This window comes from Arthrobacter sp. DMZ02-1R, assembly GCF_057747935.1.
The window spans coordinates 1,045,438-1,063,496 of the sequence record NZ_CM173230.1 but is presented as its reverse complement, the minus strand read 5'-3'; the positions used below and the strand labels follow the sequence as shown (position 1 = coordinate 1,063,496).

Genomic DNA, 18,059 nt, shown 5'->3' with positions numbered 1-18,059 from the left:
CGGGACGGTTATGCCGCCCGTTCCCCTTCAGCCGTCAGTCCGGCATCGCCATGGTGCGAAGGTCCAGCTGGCGCAGCACTCGGTCCGCCACCTCGGGATCCATGCCAGGCTCGCTCCTAGCGGCGACCACTTCCTGGCGTGCGGCATCCAGGGCGATGGTCTGAACCGCTATGGCCAGTTCCCTGCCTCGTTGGCGCTTTTCGGCGTCGGACTCATTCTTCAGTGTCCCGTCCAGAAGCTCGGCATGCAGGCGTGTCATCTTTTCCTTGACGAGGGCCACCTTGTCCGCCGGCAACTCCTTCATCAGATCGTGCTCCCTGAGCGCAGCGATGGCCGCAGTCTGGGCTCGCTTGGCCAAGAGGCGCGCGGCATCCTTTTCATGCGAACCGTCCTCGGAAGCCTTGAGCACGCGCATGAGCCACGGAAGCGTGAGTCCAGGCAGGACCAAGGTGGCCAGCAGCACCGCACAGGCGATGACCAGGATCTGGTGCCGGGCAGGGAAGTCGCTGCCGTCGGCAATGGTGAGCGGCAGCGCCAGCGCGAGGGCGAGGGTAGCGAGGCCGCGCATGCCGCACCAGGTGAGGATCAAAACTTCCTTGGGCGACGTCGGCTGCAGCAGGTTCTTCCGTTTGCGGGCCGAGATCGCCAAAAGCCCCAGCCAAGCGAACCGGACAGCAAATACCAGCACGCACACCACCACCGCCGTGCCGATCATGCCGAAAATGGCCGCGCCTTCTTCCCGGATCACATGCCGGATCTCCAGCCCCACCAGCCCGAACGCCAGGCCCGTGGCCAGGAGTTCCACCACATCCCAGAAGGCAGTGCGCGTGACGCGCTCGGCGGCGTCCTGGGACCGCGCGTGCCGCTGCGTCTCGAGCGCGGTGACGACAACGGCGATCACGCCCGAGGCATGCAGCTCTTCAGCCAGGATGTAGGCGGCAAAGGGAATCACCAGTGTCACTGCGCTGCGCGCCACCATCGAGGTGACGAGCTTGGTGATCAGCCTCGTCAACCAGCCCATGGCGATGCCGACGATGACGGCCAGCGCGGCTCCGATGATGAATTGGAGGACGACGCCGGCCCCCATCTTTGTGCCGGAAACGGTCGCCGCGACTGCTGCCTGGAAGATCACGATAGCGGCGGCGTCGTTGAACAAGCCTTCGCTCTGCAGCACGGTAATGAGCCGGCGCGGCATGTGGACGCGGCCGGCCACGGATTCAACGGCCACCGGGTCCGGAGGAGCCACCATGGCACCCAGTGCGATCGCCGCGGGAATGCCGATACCTGGAATCATGAGCCACGCGGCTCCGGCAACCACCGCCGTCGACACCACAACGAGCGCCACGGCCATGAGCAGCAACGTCCGCCAGCGGACCCGGAATACGGCCCAGGAACTCTTCTGGGCGGTCGCGAACAGCAAAGGCGGAAGGAAGATCGGCAGGATCAATTCGGGTGAAAACTCAAAGTCAGGGAAGCCCGGAATGAAGGCCACCGCCGCCGCCAACAGCAGCATCAGCACGGGGTACGGCAGCCGTAAGCGGTCCCCCAACCCCACGGCCAAGACCGTTGCAAGCAGCAGTCCGACAATGAGAGCCAACTGGTCCATGTTCCCGCTTCCCCAAACGTAGTAGTGGCAGCGTCCCCGGCACGCGGCGGACTAGCTCTACCAACATATCCCGGCAGGACGCGGCCAGGATGCCGTCAGGACGCCGTCAGGACGCCGTCAGGACGCCGTCAGGACGCCGTCAGGACGCCGTCAGGACGCCGTCAGGACGCCGTCAGGGCGTCCACCACAGGAACGGAGCCATCCCTGAATTCAATTGTGCGGCGAAGCGTTTCGGGCAGTTCCAGGACCGCGGCAGCCACCAAGGCAACGTTGGCCCGGGAGGTCGCCGTCCCGGTACCCGGGTCAGTGGGATCCACCTCAATGAGCGCCGACCCTGGATTGTTGGTCAGCCCTCCGGGGCCCAGAATCGTCCAGTCGAGATCGGTCGCACGCAGGTATTCGTCCGCTGCTGCCTTGGCTTCCGCGTAGGCGTAGAAGCTGTTGTCCTCGGGAACGCCATGGCCGGGTCCGGCACCGAAGTAGGACACCATGACATAGCGCGCCACGCCAGTCTGCGCGGCGGCATCCATCGAGCGGATGGCCGCATCCCTGTCCACGGCATAGGTGCGTCGCGGATTGCCTCCGCCAGCCCCGGCGGACCACACTACGGCGTCGTGGCCGCCAAGCGCCGAGGCGACTTCCGCCGTCGTCGAATTTTCGACGTCGAGGACCACCGGGTCAGCGCCTGTCGCCGCGACGTCCGGCGCGTGTTCCGGATTGCGGATGAACGATGTGACCGCATGACCTTCGTTACTCAGGATGCGGGACAGTTGCAAGGCCACCTTGCCATGGCCGCCAATAATTGCGATTCGACTCATGGTCCTATTCTGTCGCAGAGGTCAAGCCCTCCCCCGCGATGGTGGATAAACTCCGCGAAAGATTATCGGAGCCATAATTTGCGGCCCACACGCGATTTCTCCACCAATTCCTGCGGAATAAATACGACTACTAAATGCTAAGCAAACTTAGTTTCGAGACGGACCCGAACGCCCCCTCAAGGAATGAGATGCAGCCCCCGCACGCGGCCACCACAACCAACTAAGGAGGCTTGCGAGTGTTCTGCGGGGAGCCGGGCATTAAAGCGAGTGGCACCCACTCGTGTGAAGCGAAATCCCTATTTCTACACTCAAATTACCTGCGGCGGGAAAAGGAAATATCTCTTTCATAAATCTTATTGATGGATTTATCAAAACGGGTTCACACATCCCCTTGATGGATTTATCCAAGCAGATGGATTGATGGATTCCTCCGTGCTGCGCATCTAAGCAAAAGGGTCTCAACAAGCGCCGCCCCTGCGCCTGCGTATCACTTCCCGGTTCAAGCAACCGGCCGGCCCAGAAACGATAAATTGCGGGGATTTGAGATGTTTCAACACGAGTACAGCCACAGCGGGGTCAGCGGAGGCAACATCCTTGCCCTGATATCCGCCGGAGTGAGAACCATCACCAGGTACAAGGCATCAATCGCCACCTGGGCAATCGTGGCAGCGGTCGTGCTGGCGGCCGTCATGACCCAAAACTACTCACGGGTACTCACACCGGCAGGCACAAACGCCACGGTTGCCCCGAGCATCGGCTCGGGAGCCGTGATTGCCGCACCTTCACCGGCTGCGGCCAGTCCGACGCCGGCAGCGAGCCCCACTCCGGCCGCCACGCCAGCTCCGGTACAGACACAGGCGCCGGCACCTGTCGCAGCGCCGCCCGCGCCGGCTCCTGCTCCTGCTCCGGCCCCTGCTCCCGCTCCCGACACGAACACCTACGCGGTCGCCAGCGGCGACACGGTAGGCTCGATAGCCGCCAGGTTCGGGGTCGACGTCAACGCGATGCTCGCAGCCAACGGACTCAGCGCCGATTCCATCATCGTGCCGGGCGAGGTATTGAAGCTGACAGGACCGCCGGTTGCCGTCGCGGCCCCCGCCGCCCCTGCTCCTGCACCTGCAGCCGCGCCCGCTCCGGCGCCTGCACCGGCGGTGCGGACCATCTACGTTGCAGGTTCAGGCGGGCAGGCCGCCGTGGACAGTTGCATTGGCCCCATCCACTTCACCCCGACGGACGCTTACTCGCTGTTCATCACCGAGCATGATTTCTGCGGAGGGTGGGCACGCTTCTCAGGCATCGGCGTTGGCGAAACAGTGAGCATCCCCGGTTACGGCACCTACACGGTGACGGCACGCGGCCAGGTGCCGCAGGGCGGGACAACCAACAACGTCGCAGCCGTATTCGGCGGCTTCCCGCGGGCAATCCTGCAGACCTGCATCCCGGGCACCAACCAGATGCTGGTGATCGCGCTCAACTAGGGGCAGGCCCTGCATGCGCGCCGTGAGCGTGGCCATCCTGACCCTTTATGAATCGGGAAGCTGCCTGGTCAACGGCGTGTCGCCGGCGTGTTGGGCCACGTGCACTCCAAAGAAGGTCAGGACGGGCCAAAAATACAGAGATGGCTACGGTTAGGTGATGCGGGTAGTCCCCGGAACAACAAAACCCCCGATTTCTCGGGGGTTTCACTTGGTAGCGGTGGGGAGGCTCGATCTCCCGACCTCACGATTATGAGTCGTGCGCTCTAACCAACTGAGCTACACCGCCATGAATGAGAAAAACCTGTGCCAAGCCGGTCAAAAACCGCCTTGACACAGGCCCTCATTCCGAGCCCCCCACCGGAATCGATCCGGTGACCTCGTTCTTACCAAGAACGCGCTCTACCACTGAGCTAGGGGGGCAACGAGTAAATACTCTACCGGACGACTTCTCAGGCCACAAATCGGCTGCGGGACAGGAAAAAACAGCACCGTCACAATTTGCAAAGGCCCCCTCCTGATGCCCTTCCCTCCCAACGCGGTCACGCGTACATTGGAACGGGGGTGGCCTCAGGGAGGTTCTACCATGTATGCAAGGGTCAGCAACTACGCCTTCGACGGCGATGGAGAAGCGCTTCGCAAGGGGTTCGATGACGCCGTCGAACCCGTCAAACAACTCGCGGGCCTCACAGGAGCGTATTTCTTGATGGACGCGGATTCCAAGACAGCCATCAGCATCACGCTCTGGGAGACCAAAGAAGCTCTAGAAAGCAGCGTCGAGGCGGCCAACCGGCTCCGCGCCGACGCCACACAGCCTTCGAAGACCACAATCGTATCCGTGAATCACTACGAGGTAACAAACAACATCTAGCGGCGCAAGCCAATCTTCCCGCGAAGGGTCGCTACGGGGCCAGGAGCAGATCCCCTAGGGCAGGCGGAGCACCTGGCCCGGGTAGATGTGGTCCGGATTGGGCACGGTATCCGCGTTCACCGCGATCAGGGCATCCAAGTCAACACCGAACTGCATGGCGATGCCGCTAAGGGTGTCGTCTGTCTCCACCACCACTTCGGTCACCCTCCCTGCGCTGGTTGCGGCAGCACTCGCGCGAGCGGCCCCCTCCGATAAGGCATTGGCGGCAACGGCGTCCGGCTCCGCAACTGCTCCTGTGTCGCCTGAGGCGTCCGGGCCGGGACTTTGGACCGTCTCCCCCGCTGAAGGTTCGGCCGCCTCCTGCGGGGCCTCCGGAGCCCGCCCTGCGGCCTTCGGTGCTGCCTTGTCGATGCCGAGGTTCTTCTTCAACCCATCAAGGAATCCCATTTTGGACCTTTCCACGCGCAGAAAGCCCGGAAAGGGCCGCAACTACGCCCTTCCGCAACAAAACCGATCCTACGGACAGGGGCAGGCAGTTCCAAGGGTTTGGGTTATACAGCCAGAGGCCGGCTCGAAAGCCGGCCTCTGACCGAAATCCAGGAACTAGTCCTGTTTACCACTTGCCCTTGCGGTTGCCTGCATCGCCGCCAGTGCGCGGCTTGCGTGCGCCGCTGCCGCCGAAGCGGGAATCACTACTCTGCCCGCGGTCGCCATAGCTGCCCGTCCCGGTACCGGCGCTGCTGCGCTCGCTGTAGGAACGGCCGCCGCGGTCAGCGGAGGAACGCTCGCCACCGGCGTAGCCGGCACGGTCGCCTTCAGTCTTCCGGAACTCCTTTTTGAAGCCACCGTTGCCCTTGAAGTTGCCACCACGGTCTCCACCGGAGTAGCCACCACGGTCGCCGCCGCGGCTGCCGCCGGAGTAGCCGCCACGCTCGCCGCCACGGTCGGACGACGGCTTGCGACCGTTGTCCAGCTCGAGGTGGATCAGCTCGCCGCCGATCCGTGTGCGGGACAGGGCACGCAATTGATCGGCGCTCAGGTCAGCCGGAAGCTCCACCAGGGAGTGGTCCGAGCGGATGTCGATGCCGCCGATCTGTGCCGAGGAGATACCGCCTTCGTTGGCAATGGCGCCAACGATCGAACCCGGCATGACGCGCTGACGGCGTCCGACGGCGATCCGGTAGGTGGCGTTGCCCTCGGTCAGGGTGCGGGTCGGGCCACGGGAACCGAAGCCGTCCTTGGAGCGCTCGCGCTTCTGGAATTCCGGTGCAGCCGGCAGTTCCTTGACCAGGAGCGGCTGGCCGCCCTGAGCCATGACTGCCAAAGCGGCGGCGATCTCCGAAGCCGGAACGTTGTGTTCCTCCTCGTAGGAGGAGATCAAGTCGCGGAACGCCGCAACGTCCTCGGATTCGAGGGTCTCGGTGATCTTGTCTGCGAATTTGCCCAAGCGCAACGTGTTGACCGTCTCGGCGGTGGGCAGGTGCATCTGCTCAACGGGCTGGCGGGTGGCCTTCTCGATCGAGCGCAGCAGGTACTTCTCCCGCGGCGTCATGAACAGGATGGCGTCGCCGCTACGGCCTGCACGGCCGGTACGGCCAATGCGGTGCACATAGGACTCGGTGTCGTGCGGGATGTCGTAGTTGACCACGTGGCTGATGCGCTCAACGTCAAGGCCACGGGCCGCGACGTCGGTGGCCACCAGGATGTCAATGCGGCCTTCCTTCAGCGCGTCGACAGTCCGCTCACGCTGCTGCTGCGGGATGTCGCCGTTGATGGCGGCAGCCTGGAAGCCGCGGGACTTCAGCTTGTCGGCGAGGTCTTCGGTGGCCATCTTGGTACGCACGAAAGCGATGACGCCGTCGAACTCTTCAACCTCGAGGATGCGGGTCAGCGCATCGAGCTTGTGCGGGCCCATGACCTGCAAGTACCGCTGGCGGGTGTTGGCGCCCGTAGTGGTCTTGGACTTGACCGAGATCTCGGCCGGGTTGTTCAGGTACTGCTTGGACATGCGGCGGATCTGGCTCGGCATGGTGGCAGAGAACAGCGCAACCTGGCGGTCTTCCGGAGTCTGCTGGAAGATCTGCTCAACGTCCTCGGCGAAGCCCATGCGGAGCATCTCATCGGCTTCGTCAAGGACCAGGTACTGCAGCTCGGACAGGTCCAAGGAGCCCTTGGAGATGTGGTCGATCACACGGCCAGGGGTACCGACAACAACCTGTGCACCGCGGCGCAGGCCGGCCAGCTGCGGGCCATAGGCCGAGCCACCGTAGACGGGGAGAACCGTGAAGTCATCAATGTGCTTGGCGTACGAGGTGAAGGCCTCGGCAACCTGGAGCGCAAGCTCGCGGGTCGGAGCAAGAACCAGGGCCTGGGTCTTGCGGGACGGGCCGTTGAGGTCGTGGAGTTCGGCCAGGCGGGACAGTGCCGGTACTGCGAATGCTGCAGTCTTACCGGTACCGGTCTGGGCAAGGCCCACGACGTCGCGGCCTTCGAGCAGCAGTGGAATGGTTGCTGCCTGGATCGGAGACGGCTTCTCGTAGCCGACGTCCTGCAGGGCCTTCAGAACGCGGGGGTCGATTCCGAGGTCGACGAAGCGGATGCCCTCTTCCTCTTCTTCGGCAGGGGATTCGGCAGAGGATTCGGCCGGGGCCGAAGCCTCAGGGGCCGAAGCCTCAACGGGCGCAACAGCTTCGGCGGGTGCAGAAGCTTCAACGGGCGATTCAGCTTCAGCGGGCGCTGCGGCCTCGATGAACTCAGCGGCCGGAGCTTCTGCAGCTTCGGGGGTTTCTACGGTCTCGACGGCGGTCTCTGCTGTTTCGGCAGACTCGGCGACGAACGGGTCATTCAGATTTTCGGGCATAGGGGAAAGTTTCCTCATCCATAGGGGGCCAGTCGGCGCGGCCCGGTTGGGCTTGGCCGCAGTACACGTTGCGTGCAAAAGAACCAGGAGGCTCTGGTGCTCGCAAGAAGTCCGGCGCTGTCGCAATCCCATGGCAGGACTTCCCGCTGCATCTCTTGGCTGCTATCTCAGCAGTCTGTACAGCGTTTTCTTCGCCCGGCTCTCCCTATGAAACTGCCCGCACACATTTTGCGGGCCCCAACACTGACCAGTCCTGCCTCAAGAATTGGGCAGGAAAAAGGGATTTCCGGAGTGGGGGATATTTCAATTGTAGGGCACAGACTAGCGTCCCCGTGACACAACTGTCGACGACGGCGGTGAGCTTGCGCACATCGGCACCCCAGATGCCCCTCAAGTCCACCTCTCCGGACGGCCGTTCGAAGACGGATTCAGGCATCTACCCCGTTGCGGCGCATGAGTTTTTCGAAGGTGTCGTGGTAGTCGGATTGCAGCAGGACTTCGCCATCCGCCTCGGCGTCGAGCAGCAACTGCATGTCTTCCAGGTTGGGGTTGCTGAACCATTGCCCCACCGTGATGCCATGTTTCGGCACAAAAAGTTTGTGGATGTAGTCCCCGGCCGAAACTGTCCCGGTCCGCACCACACGCAGATAGGTCCCGACCCGTCCCGCCTCAGTGAACCGCTTGACCCACTGAGGTTCATTCATGCGGCGTTGGAAGGTCGCGCACGGCACACGCGGTGACGTGACTTCAACTTCGACGTCCAGGCCGATCTTCCAGCGTTCGCCGATCACGGCACCGGTGGTCTCGATTCCGGCAACGCGCAGGTTTTCCCCGAAGATACCGGGGGGCATGTCCCGTTGGAGTTCCTTGGCCCAGTAATCGGCGTCGGCCTGGGAGTAGGCATAGAGCGCTTGGTCCTCGCCGCCGTGGTGGATCCGGCTGGCCTGGATGTCTCCATGGACCCCCAGCTTGTGGACCTTCACCGGACCGTCAATAGGGCGTTTGTCAATGGCTGTCACCCCGACTGACCCTTCGGGGTCAGGCAGGAGCTCGTATACCCGGCAAACAGCAAGCAACGATGCGGTATCCATGAATACAGTCTACGTACGCAGCTACGGATCGAAGCGATAACCCATGCCGGCCTCGGTGTGCAGGTGGCGGGGTTGAGCGGGGTCGCGTTCGAGTTTGCGCCGGAGCTGGGCAATATAGACCCGCAGGTATTGGGTTTCCTTGGCATAGGCCTGTCCCCAGACCTGGGTGAGGATCTGCTGCTGGCTCACCAGGCGGCCGGCGTTGCGCACCAGCAATTCCAGGATGTTCCATTCCGTGGGCGTAAGCCGCACTTCGGCGCCATCCTTGGTGATCTTCTTTCCGGCCAGGTCAACCAGGAAGTCCGCGGTCTGGAGCGTCGGCACCTCATGCCGCGGAGCTGCCCGGCGCGAGGCGGCGCGGAGCCTGGCCAGGAGCTCATCCAGGCCGAAAGGCTTGGTGACGTAGTCGTCCGCGCCGGCGTCGAGGGCTTCCACTTTGTCTTCCGAACCGTGGCGGGCGGACAACACAATGATGGGCATGGTGCTCCAGCCCCGAATGCCCCTGATGACATCCACGCCGTCCATGTCGGGCAGGCCAAGATCCAGCACCACAATGTCCACGGGCTGCTGCGCGGCGGCTTTGAGCGCATCCGTTCCGTTGCCGACTCTGATGGCGCGGTAGCCGTGGGCATGGAGATTGATCTGCATGGCCCGTGCGATCTGGACCTCATCTTCCACAATCAGCACCAGGTTCATGGCCGCCCTCCCGTCCACAAGGGGAGCGTGACCACCATGGTCAGCCCGCCTCCCGGCGTCGCCTCCGCCATGAGCGTGCCGCCCATCGCTTCCGTGAATCCTTTGGCGACGGCAAGCCCCAGTCCGATTCCGGTGCGCCCGTCCCGGCTGGAGGGGGAATCATCGAGCCGTTGGAAAGGCTGGAACAGCTCCAGCACGGCCGCCGGCGCGATGCCCCGGCCATGATCCATGACCCGCAGTTCACTGGCCGGCCGTCCATCCACGGCGATGCCCGCGCCAGCGCGCGCCACCAGTACAACATCGGATTCCGGCGCGTACTTCACTGCGTTCTCCACAAGGTTCGCCACGACACGTTCGAGCATCCCGGCGTCGGCTTCTATATACGGAAGGTTGGCCGCAAGCTCATTGCGGATGCGCTCCGCAGGCACGCCGCGCAAGGCCTCCGTCAGGATCTGGTGCCAGCCCAGGCCACGCAGCAACGGGTTCACGGCATCGGCGGTGATGCGGGACATGTCCAGGAGGTTGTCCACCAAGTGATCGAGACGGTCGGCATAGTCCTCGATGGTGGCCAACAGTTCGCGTTCGTCTTCGGGAGCAAATGTCACGTCATCCTGGCGCAGGCTGCTGACGGCAAGCTTGATTCCAGCCAGCGGAGTCCGGAGATCGTGGGAGACTGCGCGCAGGATGGAGGTGCGCATCTTGTTGCCTTCCGCCAGGCGCACGTTGTCCTGCCTGCTCCTGACCAGTTGCTGTCGATCCCGCACGGCCACCACGAATGCACCGAACGCGGCGAGCATGCGACGGTGCTGTTCCGAAAGGGGACCGCCCCGGAGGAGCAGCGTGTAATTGGGATCGACGACGGCGGCATGGTCAGCGGCCGCATGCGTCACCGGCGGCTCGGCCCCGGAGCTTGCGAGAACCCTCCAGTTTTGTCCAGTACCTTCCGGTGGGCCGGCGGTGGACAACAGTGTCACTGCCTCCATCCCGAGGTTGACACGGATCTTGTCCAGGAAGGACTCAAGACTGCCGTCCGAGCGCAGGATCCGAAGGGCCAATTCGCTCAGGGCCTTGGCCTCCGCGCCGGAGTGCGCGGCCTCCTGGGCCCGTCGGGTTGCCAAGCCCACGGCGAGCGCCACGCCACACGCCACGGCCAGGAAGATGCCCAGGGTGAAGAGCGTCGAGGGGTCGGCGATGGACAGGGACCCCACGGGTTCGGCCGAAAAGTAGTTCAAGAGCAAGCTGCCGAGGACCGCTGCCACCACTGCCGGCCACAATCCTCCGATGGCGGCGACGGCAGCTGCGACAGCCAGTTGAAAGAGCATGATCATCGCGAAGTTCCGGTATTCCAGCAGGGATACCAGGACTTCGATGGCGACCGGAAGCAGCAAGGCCAGGACAAGGCCGGCCAGTATGCGGCGTCGTCCGATCCCCTCGACTGCCGGTAGCGGCAGTCCTGTTCCGTTCACTTCCGCCGCGGCCATGGCTCAATTCTGGCACGGCGTAGCCTCCAGCCGCGCCCGCGTCGGCGGTCACAGCGGACTCCGGGGAGCATGTCCGGCCTAAGATGCTGGCATGAGCCATTCAACGACGAATACCTCCGACGTCCTGGCCCTCGAATCGCTCTTGAGCAGCGAGGAATTGGAACTTCGCGAGAGGGTGCGTGACTTTACGGACCAACGCATCCGGCCAAATATCGCGCGATGGTACGAGGACGCCGTCTTCCCGCGGGAGCTACCCGCGGAACTTGGTGAACTCGGTGTCCTTGGCATGCACCTGGAGGGCTACGGCTGCCCGGGCCGCACCGCCGTCGAATACGGCCTTGCCGCCATGGAACTCGAGGCTGGCGATTCAGGCATTCGCACCTTCGTGTCCGTCCAGGGTTCGCTCGCCATGACCGCGATCCACAAGTGGGGCAGCGAAGAACAGAAGGAACAATGGCTCCCCCGGATGGCTGCCGGCGAACTGATCGGCAGCTTCGCGCTGACGGAGCCGACGGCAGGTTCGGACCCGTCGTCGATGGCTAGCTTTGCGCGCCGCGACGGCACGGGCGACGACGCCGGCTGGGTGCTGGACGGTTCCAAGCGCTGGATCGGGATGGCATCGATCGCCGACGTCATGGTGGTGTGGGCGAACACGGAAGACGGGATCCGGGGTTTCCTGCTTCCGGCTGGCACTCCGGGGGTCACCGTGACTCCCATCGAAGCGAAGCTCTCCATGCGCGCCTCGATCCAGTGCGATGTAGTGTTCGACGGCGTCCGGCTGGGTCCGGAGGCCCTCCTCCCGGGTGCCCAAGGCCTCCGTGGACCGTTCACTTGCCTCAACGAGGCCCGCTACGGCATCGCTTGGGGCGCCATGGGCGCGGCCCGCGACTCTTACGAGGCAGCGCTCGAATATGCCGGAAGCCGCATGCAATTCGGCAAGCCCTTGGCCGGCTACCAGTTGACCCAGGAAAAACTCGTCAGCATGCTCTTGGAGATCCAGAAGGGCACCATGCTGGCGCTGCATCTGGGACGCCTCAAGGATGCCGGCAAACTGCGGCCGGAACAGATCTCCATGGGCAAGCTCAACAATGTTCGTGAAGCCATCAAAATCGCCCGCGAAGCCCGCACCATCCTGGGCGGCAACGGAATCACCCTGGACTACCCGCCATTGCGCCATGCCAACAACCTGGAATCAGTGCGCACCTACGAAGGAACAGACGAAGTACACACCCTGATCCTGGGCCAGCACATCACGGGGACCCCGGCGTTCCGCTAGGAATCGCCACTGCCCTAGGCTGCAACGGGGACGGGTTCCTTCTTCCCGGCGTCCTTGCGGATCGTGGCGCTGATGACGGCAGCCACGGTGCACATCGCGGCGGCGCCGATCCAGGCGTAAGTGTAGTGGCCCGTGGCGTCGCGGATGTAGCCCGCCAGGAGTGCGGCCGCCGCTGCCCCAAGCTGGTGCGCGGCGAAGACCCAGCCGAACACCACCGAGCCGTCGGCCCCGAACACCTTGCGGCAGATGGCCGCCGTCGGGGGCACCGTGGCCACCCAGTCGAGGCCGTAAACCACCACGAACAGGATCATGCTGGGTTCCACCGTTGAGCCCAACAGCACAGGCAACACCAAGAGGCCGATGCCGCGGAATTGGTAATACACCGCCAGGAGCACCTTGGGGTTGAAGCGGTCCGTTAACCAACCGGAAGCGATGGTGCCCACGATGTCGAAGATCCCGACGACGGCCAGCAAGCCCGCCGCGGTGGTTTCGGGCATTCCGTGGTCGTGCGCCGAGGGAATGAAGTGGGTGCCGATCAGGCCGTTGGTGGTGGCACCACAGATGGCGAAACCGGCAACAAGGGCCCAGAAAGTGCGCACTTTGCTGGCTCGCTTGAGCACCTGCAGTGCCCGAACGGCTGCGTTGGGCGCCTTGGCGGTGGCAATCGCTGTACCTTCAGCTTCGATGACGTCCGCAACCTCGGCGACTTCCGCCGTCGTCGGCTGCTCTTCTTCAGCGCCATAGGGTTGAACCCCGACGTCGGCGGGTGAGTTTTTGAGCCAGAGCAGCACAAGCGGCACCACGGCGAGCGCGCCGGCGGCGATGAGTAGCGAGGCGCCACGCCAGCCCGGGTTCTGGGCGAGGACCGCGATGAACGGCAGGAAGACCAACTGGCCTGCTGCGCTGCCCGCCGTCAGGATGCCGATCACCAGCCCGCGGTTCTTCGAGAACCACGTGTTGGCGATAGTGGCGGCGAAGACCAAGGCCATGGATCCGGTGCCGAGGCCAATCAGCACGCCCCAAGTCAGCAGGATCTGCCAGGACTGGTTCACGAACACGGTCAGCGCGGAGCCGAGGCCAATCAGGCAGAGGGCGATCGCGGTGACAGTGCGGATGCCGAAGCGTTCCATGAGCGCAGCGGCAAACGGGGCCGTGAGGCCGAACAACACCAGGTTGATGCTGACGGCGAGCGACAGGACGGTTGTCGACCAGCCGAATTCCTGTTGCAGCGGCACCATGAGCACGCCGGGCGCTGCCCTGAATCCGGCTGCGCCCACAAGTGCCAGGAACGCGACAGCGGCCACCATCCAGGCGGGGTGGAGCCGCCGCTTCCGCTGGGGCTTGCCAGTGGATAGTTCGGTGAGGTTGGGTGCGGTCATGCGGAGGGCTCCGATTCGTTCGGGAGGGCAACTGCGGCAAGGGTCGGGGCCGAGGCCAGTCTTGGGGCCGTCGCTAGGGCGAGCGGTTGTTCCGATCGCGTGAGGCTGTGCCAGCTGGTGTTGGCCGCCGTGAGCCGGGACCCGCAATGGGAGCAGGTATCGGCCGACCCCGTCGGCAGCCCGCAACCGTTGTGGATCACGCTCATGTGGGCGTTGTCCGCCGGTGCGTCGAGATGTTTCTCGGACCAGATGATGATGGCGTTCAACACCGGCAACGCATCCTCGCCCTTGGTCGTAAGGACGTACTCTTGACGCATGCGAGCGCCATCCGTGTAGGGCCGCTGGGCAAGGAGTCCCGCTTCAACCAGCCAACCCAGTCTTTTGCTGAGGACGTTGTCTGCGACTTGGAGACGGGACTTGATGGCGTCGAAGCGTCCGTTGCCGAAGAAGACCTCCCGCAGCACCAGGCTTCCCCACGGGTCGCCGAGGATATTCAGGCCGCGGGCCAGGCTGCACGTCCGCTCGGACCAATCGGATCGTAAAGGCATGGCTAGAGAGTATCTGGCTTTTCTAAAGAAAGCCAGCCCTGGGCCAGTCCACACAGGACGACCGCGGCGCGCCGCCCTGCCGGGAGGCCGCCGGCGTCATCTAAGGAGCTAGTCGCAGAATTCGATCCGTGGCAAGACGGGCTCGGTATCAGGCTTCGGGTCCTGCTGTCTGGAAATTATGGACATCGTAGAAGGTCATCTCCGGCTGCTGAATTCCGAGTTCCGCCGAAATGGGAGCGAGGGTGTCCTGGTAGAAGCTGTCCGCCTGTTCGCGCGTCTGCCACACATCCACGATCCGGGCCCCGCCCTCAATACCGGACACCCAATGGAACAGCCCGCCCGCGGCCCCGGGCCCGCCTGGTGTGAGTCCAAGCCGCTCCAAAACTTTGTCGTAATCGTCGAGGTTGTTGCCGGTGAAATCCATGATTACTGCAATGGCCATAGTGAACCTCCATAGATTGCGGTGGGCGAAGAACCGTCCGCCAATCGCAACCGTAGACCTGCACCCATAGGGGGTCAATAGACGCTTTCACCCAATTGTTCTCCGGCCAAGGGCATTCTCTTCCTGACCATGTTTGAATGCAGATCGGCCGGGACACACCGCTGTGCTGGCGTGTCCCGGCCGATCCAATATTCAAAACAGGTCAGATATTGAGGGCCATTCAGTCCGTGATGTTGCCGATCGCCTGCTCAAGGTCCGCGATGAGGTCTTCGACGTCCTCGATCCCGCAGGAAAGCCGGATCAGGTTGACCGGAACGGCCAACTCCGTGCCCTTGACCGAAGCGTGCGTCATCTCCGAGGGATAGTTCATGAGCGATTCGATGCCGCCCAGGGACTCGGCCAGAGTGAACACCTCGGTGGACTCTGCCACCTTGCGGGCCGCAGTTTCACCGCCCTTGAACTGCACCGAAATCATTCCGCCGAACTTCTTCATCTGCTTCGCCGCGAGGTCGTGGCCCGGGTGGGAAGGCAGGCCCGGGTAAAGCACGGCTTCAACTTCGGGACGTTCAAGCAACCACTCGGCCACGGCCTGGGCGTTCTCGCTGTGGCGGTCCATGCGCACGCCGAGGGTCTTGAGGCCGCGGGTAGTGAGGAACGCGTCCATGGGGCCGGACACAGCACCGACGGCGAACTGCACAAAGCCGATCTTCTCGGCCAGATCGGCGTCCTTGACCACGATCGCGCCGCCCACCACGTCCGAATGGCCGCCGATGTACTTGGTGGTCGAGTGGACCACGACGTCGGCACCCAGGGCAAGCGGGGTCTGCAGGTAGGGCGACGCAAAGGTGTTGTCGACCACAAGGAGGGCACCGGCGTCGCGCGCTATTTTGGCGAGCGCGTCGATGTCGGTGATCTTCATCATTGGGTTGGACGGGGTTTCCACCCAGACGATGCGGGTTTTGTTAGCGGCCACGGCCGTAGCAACGGCTTCAAGGTTGGACATGTCCACTGGTGTGTTGCCGATGCCCCACTCGCCGAGCACGCGGTTGATCAGCCGGTAGGTTCCGCCGTAGGCGTCGTTGCCGAGGACGATGTGGTCTCCGGGCCGGGCAATGGCGCGGATCAGGGAGTCTTCAGCGGCAAGGCCCGAGCTGAAGCTGTATGCGTGGGTGCCGCCCTCGAGTGCGGCGAGCTGCTCCTGCAGCGCATCGCGGGTGGGGTTGGTGCCGCGCCCGTACTCGTAGCCGTCGCGCAGACCGCCGATGCCGTCCTGGGCATACGTCGAGCTGAAGTGCAGCGGCGGAACCACGGCGCCCGTGCGCGGTTCGAAGGCCTGGCCGGCGTGGACAGCACGCGTGTTGAATCCTGCTTCGTTTGCAGACATATGAACTCCTAGTGTCAGTTGCTCAGGTAGGCGAGAAGGTCGTGACGGGTGAGGATGCCCACGGGGGCTCCGACGAACGTCACCATGACGGTATCGACGTCGGATAGCAGCTCCCGTGCGGCGGAGATCGTTTCAAGTGAGCCAATCACCGGCAAGGGTTTCCCCATGTGCTCGGAGATCTTGTCAGTCAATTTCGCCTCGCCGCGGAACAGCTTGGTGGTCAAAGTACGCTCATCGACCGCACCAAGGACCTCGCCCATGACCACCGGCGGTTCCTGCGAGAGGACCGGGATATGCGAGACCCCGAATTCGTTCATGATGTTGATGACATCGCGGACGGTCTCGTTGGGGTGGATGTGGACGAGGTCCGGCATCTGGCCGGTCTTGGACTTCAGAACCTCGCCCACCGAGGCTTCCTCGCCGCCGGAGAGGAAGCCGTAGGAGCGCATCCATTTGTCGTTGAAAATCTTCGCCAGGTAGCCGCGGCCAGAGTCAGGCAGGATCACGACGACGACTGCTTCCTCGCCAAGGTCTTTGGCCACTTGCAACGCGGCAACCACTGCCATGCCGGATGAGCCGCCTACCAGGAGGCCTTCCTCACGGGCCAGGCGGCGGGTCATCTCGAAGGAGTCCGCGTCGCTCACAGCAATGACGTCGTCCGGCACGGTCTTGTCGTAGTTGATCGGCCACATGTCTTCGCCGACGCCCTCCACGAAGTAGGGCCGTCCGGTGCCGCCCGAGTAGACCGAGCCTGCGGGGTCTGCGCCGATGACCTTGACGCGGCCGCCGCCGGACTCCGGCCGGTTGGCGGACACGTCCTTGAGGTACCGGCCGGTACCGGTGATGGTGCCGCCCGTACCGGCGCCGATCACCACGTGCGTGATCTTGCCGTCCGTATCACGCCAGATCTCAGGTCCGGTGGTCTCGTAATGGCTGCCGGGGGCGGCAGGGTTGGAGAACTGGTCCGGCTTGTAGGCTCCGGGGATTTCGGAAACGAGCCTGTCGGAGACGCTGTAGTAGCTTTGCGGACTGTCCGGGGCCACGGAGGTCGGGGTGACCACAACTTCTGCGCCATAGGCCTGGAGCACGGCGCGTTTGTCCTCGCCCACTTTGTCCGGGACAACGAAGATGCACTTGTAGCCCTTTTGCTGGGCCACCAATGCAAGTCCCACGCCGGTGTTGCCAGAGGTGGGTTCTACGATGGTTCCGCCTGGCTTGAGCTTTCCGTCCCGCTCCGCCTCCTCGATCATCTTCACGGCGATGCGGTCCTTGATGGAGCCGCCCGGGTTCACATATTCGAGCTTCACCAGAATGGTGGCTTTGATGTCGCCGGTCACGTGGTTGAGCTTGATGAGCGGTGTATTGCCAATGAGGTCCAGAACGGACTGGGCGTACTTCATAGATACCAAGTTACCGCTTGGTCGGGACTGCCTCTGCGCAGCAGAGGGTCCGGCCGTGCCGGGTCCATGTCTAGCCGCCGGAAGGCCTCCCGGGGCAAGCTGGCCGTGGCACCCTCCAAGGAAAGGACATGCACCATGGATTGGACCCTCGAAGTGGTTGTGCTCCCTGTTAGCGACATTGACCGCCCCATCGAGTTCTACCGCGACAAGGTGGGCTTCGACCTTGACCACAACACCACCAACGAGCACATGCACGTGGCGCAATTGACTCCCCCGGGCGGCCGGCCCGGGACAATCCCTGACCGGCGGCTCCGCCCTGTTAGCTCACTCTGCCGAGGTTCGCTCCCCGGCCGGGAGGTTCTCCCACAGGCCAAGGACATTGCCCTCAGTGTCCTTGAAATAGGCATAGAAACCCATTCCCGGAATGGCATCCTTCGGCTTGACCACCGAGCCGCCCAATCGCTCGATCTCCGCCAGGGCAGTGTCGATGCTCTCAACGTCCACCGTGATCACTGGAGTGGTGAGTTCGCCGGCCCTTGCCATCATCCCGCCGTTGATGGCCCCCGGCTGGGAAGGCATGCCCGTCTTCTCGTCGCTCGGGGTGGTGATGACGATGTTGTAGTCCATCTCCGGCATTGGATTGATCTGCCAATCAAACGCCGATTTGTAGAAGTTCCTTGCCCGCTCCTGGTCATCCGCGGGGATCTCAAAGTGCACGATTCCGGCCATGAT

The 18,059-nt window shown here is 63.7% G+C and carries 16 protein-coding genes and 2 tRNA genes; 3 read left to right on the top strand and 15 right to left on the bottom strand.

Annotated features, from left to right (window positions below; all coding sequences use genetic code 11):
• Positions 1 to 34 precede the first annotated feature (34 nt).
• Both AC3ANQ_RS05060 and AC3ANQ_RS05055 read right to left on the bottom strand, forming a co-directional pair.
• Positions 35 to 1,606, bottom strand: a complete 1,572-nt coding sequence (locus AC3ANQ_RS05060; RefSeq protein WP_488304111.1) for a Na+/H+ antiporter — start codon at positions 1,604 to 1,606, stop codon at positions 35 to 37.
• Between the two features lie 161 nt (positions 1,607 to 1,767).
• A complete protein-coding gene (locus tag AC3ANQ_RS05055) occupies positions 1,768 to 2,424 on the bottom strand; it encodes an SDR family oxidoreductase (protein ID WP_488304110.1) in 657 nt (218 codons plus the stop codon).
• 545 nt (positions 2,425 to 2,969) lie between these two features.
• On the opposite strand from AC3ANQ_RS05055, the gene AC3ANQ_RS05050 reads away from it, so the two are divergent.
• Entirely contained in the window at positions 2,970 to 3,902 is a 933-nt protein-coding gene (locus AC3ANQ_RS05050) for a LysM peptidoglycan-binding domain-containing protein (RefSeq protein WP_488304109.1), read from the top strand.
• 209 nt (positions 3,903 to 4,111) lie between these two features.
• On the opposite strand, the gene AC3ANQ_RS05045 is transcribed toward AC3ANQ_RS05050, so the two are convergent.
• Together AC3ANQ_RS05045 and AC3ANQ_RS05040 are read right to left on the bottom strand one after the other, a co-directional pair.
• A tRNA-Met gene (locus tag AC3ANQ_RS05045) sits at positions 4,112 to 4,188 on the bottom strand.
• Between the two features lie 62 nt (positions 4,189 to 4,250).
• Positions 4,251 to 4,322: transfer RNA gene (locus AC3ANQ_RS05040), tRNA-Thr, on the bottom strand.
• 163 nt (positions 4,323 to 4,485) lie between these two features.
• Between AC3ANQ_RS05040 and AC3ANQ_RS05035 the strand changes: the two genes are divergently transcribed.
• Positions 4,486 to 4,770, top strand: coding sequence for a hypothetical protein (locus AC3ANQ_RS05035; RefSeq protein WP_488304108.1), 285 nt, complete (start codon positions 4,486 to 4,488; stop codon positions 4,768 to 4,770).
• A 54-nt stretch (positions 4,771 to 4,824) separates the two neighbouring features.
• Here AC3ANQ_RS05035 and AC3ANQ_RS05030 read toward each other — a convergent pair whose 3' ends face one another.
• The 5 genes from AC3ANQ_RS05030 to AC3ANQ_RS05010 all read right to left on the bottom strand — a co-directional run bounded on the left by AC3ANQ_RS05030 (position 4,825) and on the right by AC3ANQ_RS05010 (position 10,898).
• A complete protein-coding gene (locus AC3ANQ_RS05030; protein WP_488304107.1) occupies positions 4,825 to 5,217 on the bottom strand; it encodes a LysM peptidoglycan-binding domain-containing protein in 393 nt (130 codons plus the stop codon).
• Positions 5,218 to 5,383: 166 nt separating this feature from the next.
• On the bottom strand, positions 5,384 to 7,630 hold the full coding sequence (locus AC3ANQ_RS05025) for a DEAD/DEAH box helicase (RefSeq protein ID WP_488304106.1): 2,247 nt from the start codon (positions 7,628 to 7,630) through the stop codon (positions 5,384 to 5,386).
• A 428-nt stretch (positions 7,631 to 8,058) separates the two neighbouring features.
• On the bottom strand, positions 8,059 to 8,721 hold the full coding sequence (locus AC3ANQ_RS05020; RefSeq protein WP_488304105.1) for an MOSC domain-containing protein: 663 nt from the start codon (positions 8,719 to 8,721) through the stop codon (positions 8,059 to 8,061).
• 21 nt (positions 8,722 to 8,742) lie between these two features.
• A complete protein-coding gene (locus AC3ANQ_RS05015) occupies positions 8,743 to 9,417 on the bottom strand; it encodes a response regulator (RefSeq protein ID WP_488304104.1) in 675 nt (224 codons plus the stop codon).
• Positions 9,414 to 10,898 carry a sensor histidine kinase gene (locus AC3ANQ_RS05010; protein WP_488304103.1) on the bottom strand — a complete coding sequence of 495 codons (1,485 nt, stop codon included), beginning with the start codon at positions 10,896 to 10,898 and terminating at the stop codon, positions 9,414 to 9,416. Before AC3ANQ_RS05010 ends, AC3ANQ_RS05015 begins: the two co-directional genes overlap by 4 nt.
• Before the next feature lie 91 nt (positions 10,899 to 10,989).
• Here AC3ANQ_RS05010 and AC3ANQ_RS05005 point away from each other — a divergent pair, with 91 nt between their 5' ends.
• Positions 10,990 to 12,174 carry an acyl-CoA dehydrogenase family protein gene (locus AC3ANQ_RS05005; protein WP_488304102.1) on the top strand — a complete coding sequence of 395 codons (1,185 nt, stop codon included), beginning with the start codon at positions 10,990 to 10,992 and terminating at the stop codon, positions 12,172 to 12,174.
• A 14-nt stretch (positions 12,175 to 12,188) separates the two neighbouring features.
• Here AC3ANQ_RS05005 and AC3ANQ_RS05000 read toward each other — a convergent pair whose 3' ends face one another.
• From AC3ANQ_RS05000 to AC3ANQ_RS04975, 6 genes are all read right to left on the bottom strand, one after another.
• Positions 12,189 to 13,553, bottom strand: a complete 1,365-nt coding sequence (locus tag AC3ANQ_RS05000; RefSeq protein ID WP_488304101.1) for an MFS transporter — start codon at positions 13,551 to 13,553, stop codon at positions 12,189 to 12,191.
• Positions 13,550 to 14,101 (bottom strand): winged helix-turn-helix transcriptional regulator, encoded by a 552-nt coding sequence (locus AC3ANQ_RS04995; protein ID WP_488304100.1) that lies wholly within the window; start codon positions 14,099 to 14,101, stop codon positions 13,550 to 13,552. Before AC3ANQ_RS04995 ends, AC3ANQ_RS05000 begins: the two co-directional genes overlap by 4 nt.
• Positions 14,102 to 14,249: 148 nt before the next feature.
• Entirely contained in the window at positions 14,250 to 14,543 is a 294-nt protein-coding gene (locus AC3ANQ_RS04990) for a hypothetical protein (protein ID WP_488304099.1), read from the bottom strand.
• 220 nt (positions 14,544 to 14,763) lie between these two features.
• Complete coding sequence (locus AC3ANQ_RS04985) at positions 14,764 to 15,927, bottom strand: cystathionine gamma-synthase (RefSeq protein WP_488304098.1); 1,164 nt, start codon at positions 15,925 to 15,927, stop codon at positions 14,764 to 14,766.
• 14 nt (positions 15,928 to 15,941) lie between these two features.
• Positions 15,942 to 17,327, bottom strand: a complete 1,386-nt coding sequence (locus AC3ANQ_RS04980; RefSeq protein WP_488304097.1) for a cystathionine beta-synthase — start codon at positions 17,325 to 17,327, stop codon at positions 15,942 to 15,944.
• Positions 17,328 to 17,651: 324 nt separating this feature from the next.
• On the bottom strand, positions 17,652 to 18,056 hold the full coding sequence (locus tag AC3ANQ_RS04975; protein ID WP_488304096.1) for a VOC family protein: 405 nt from the start codon (positions 18,054 to 18,056) through the stop codon (positions 17,652 to 17,654).
• Between the last annotated feature and the right edge of the window lie 3 nt (positions 18,057 to 18,059).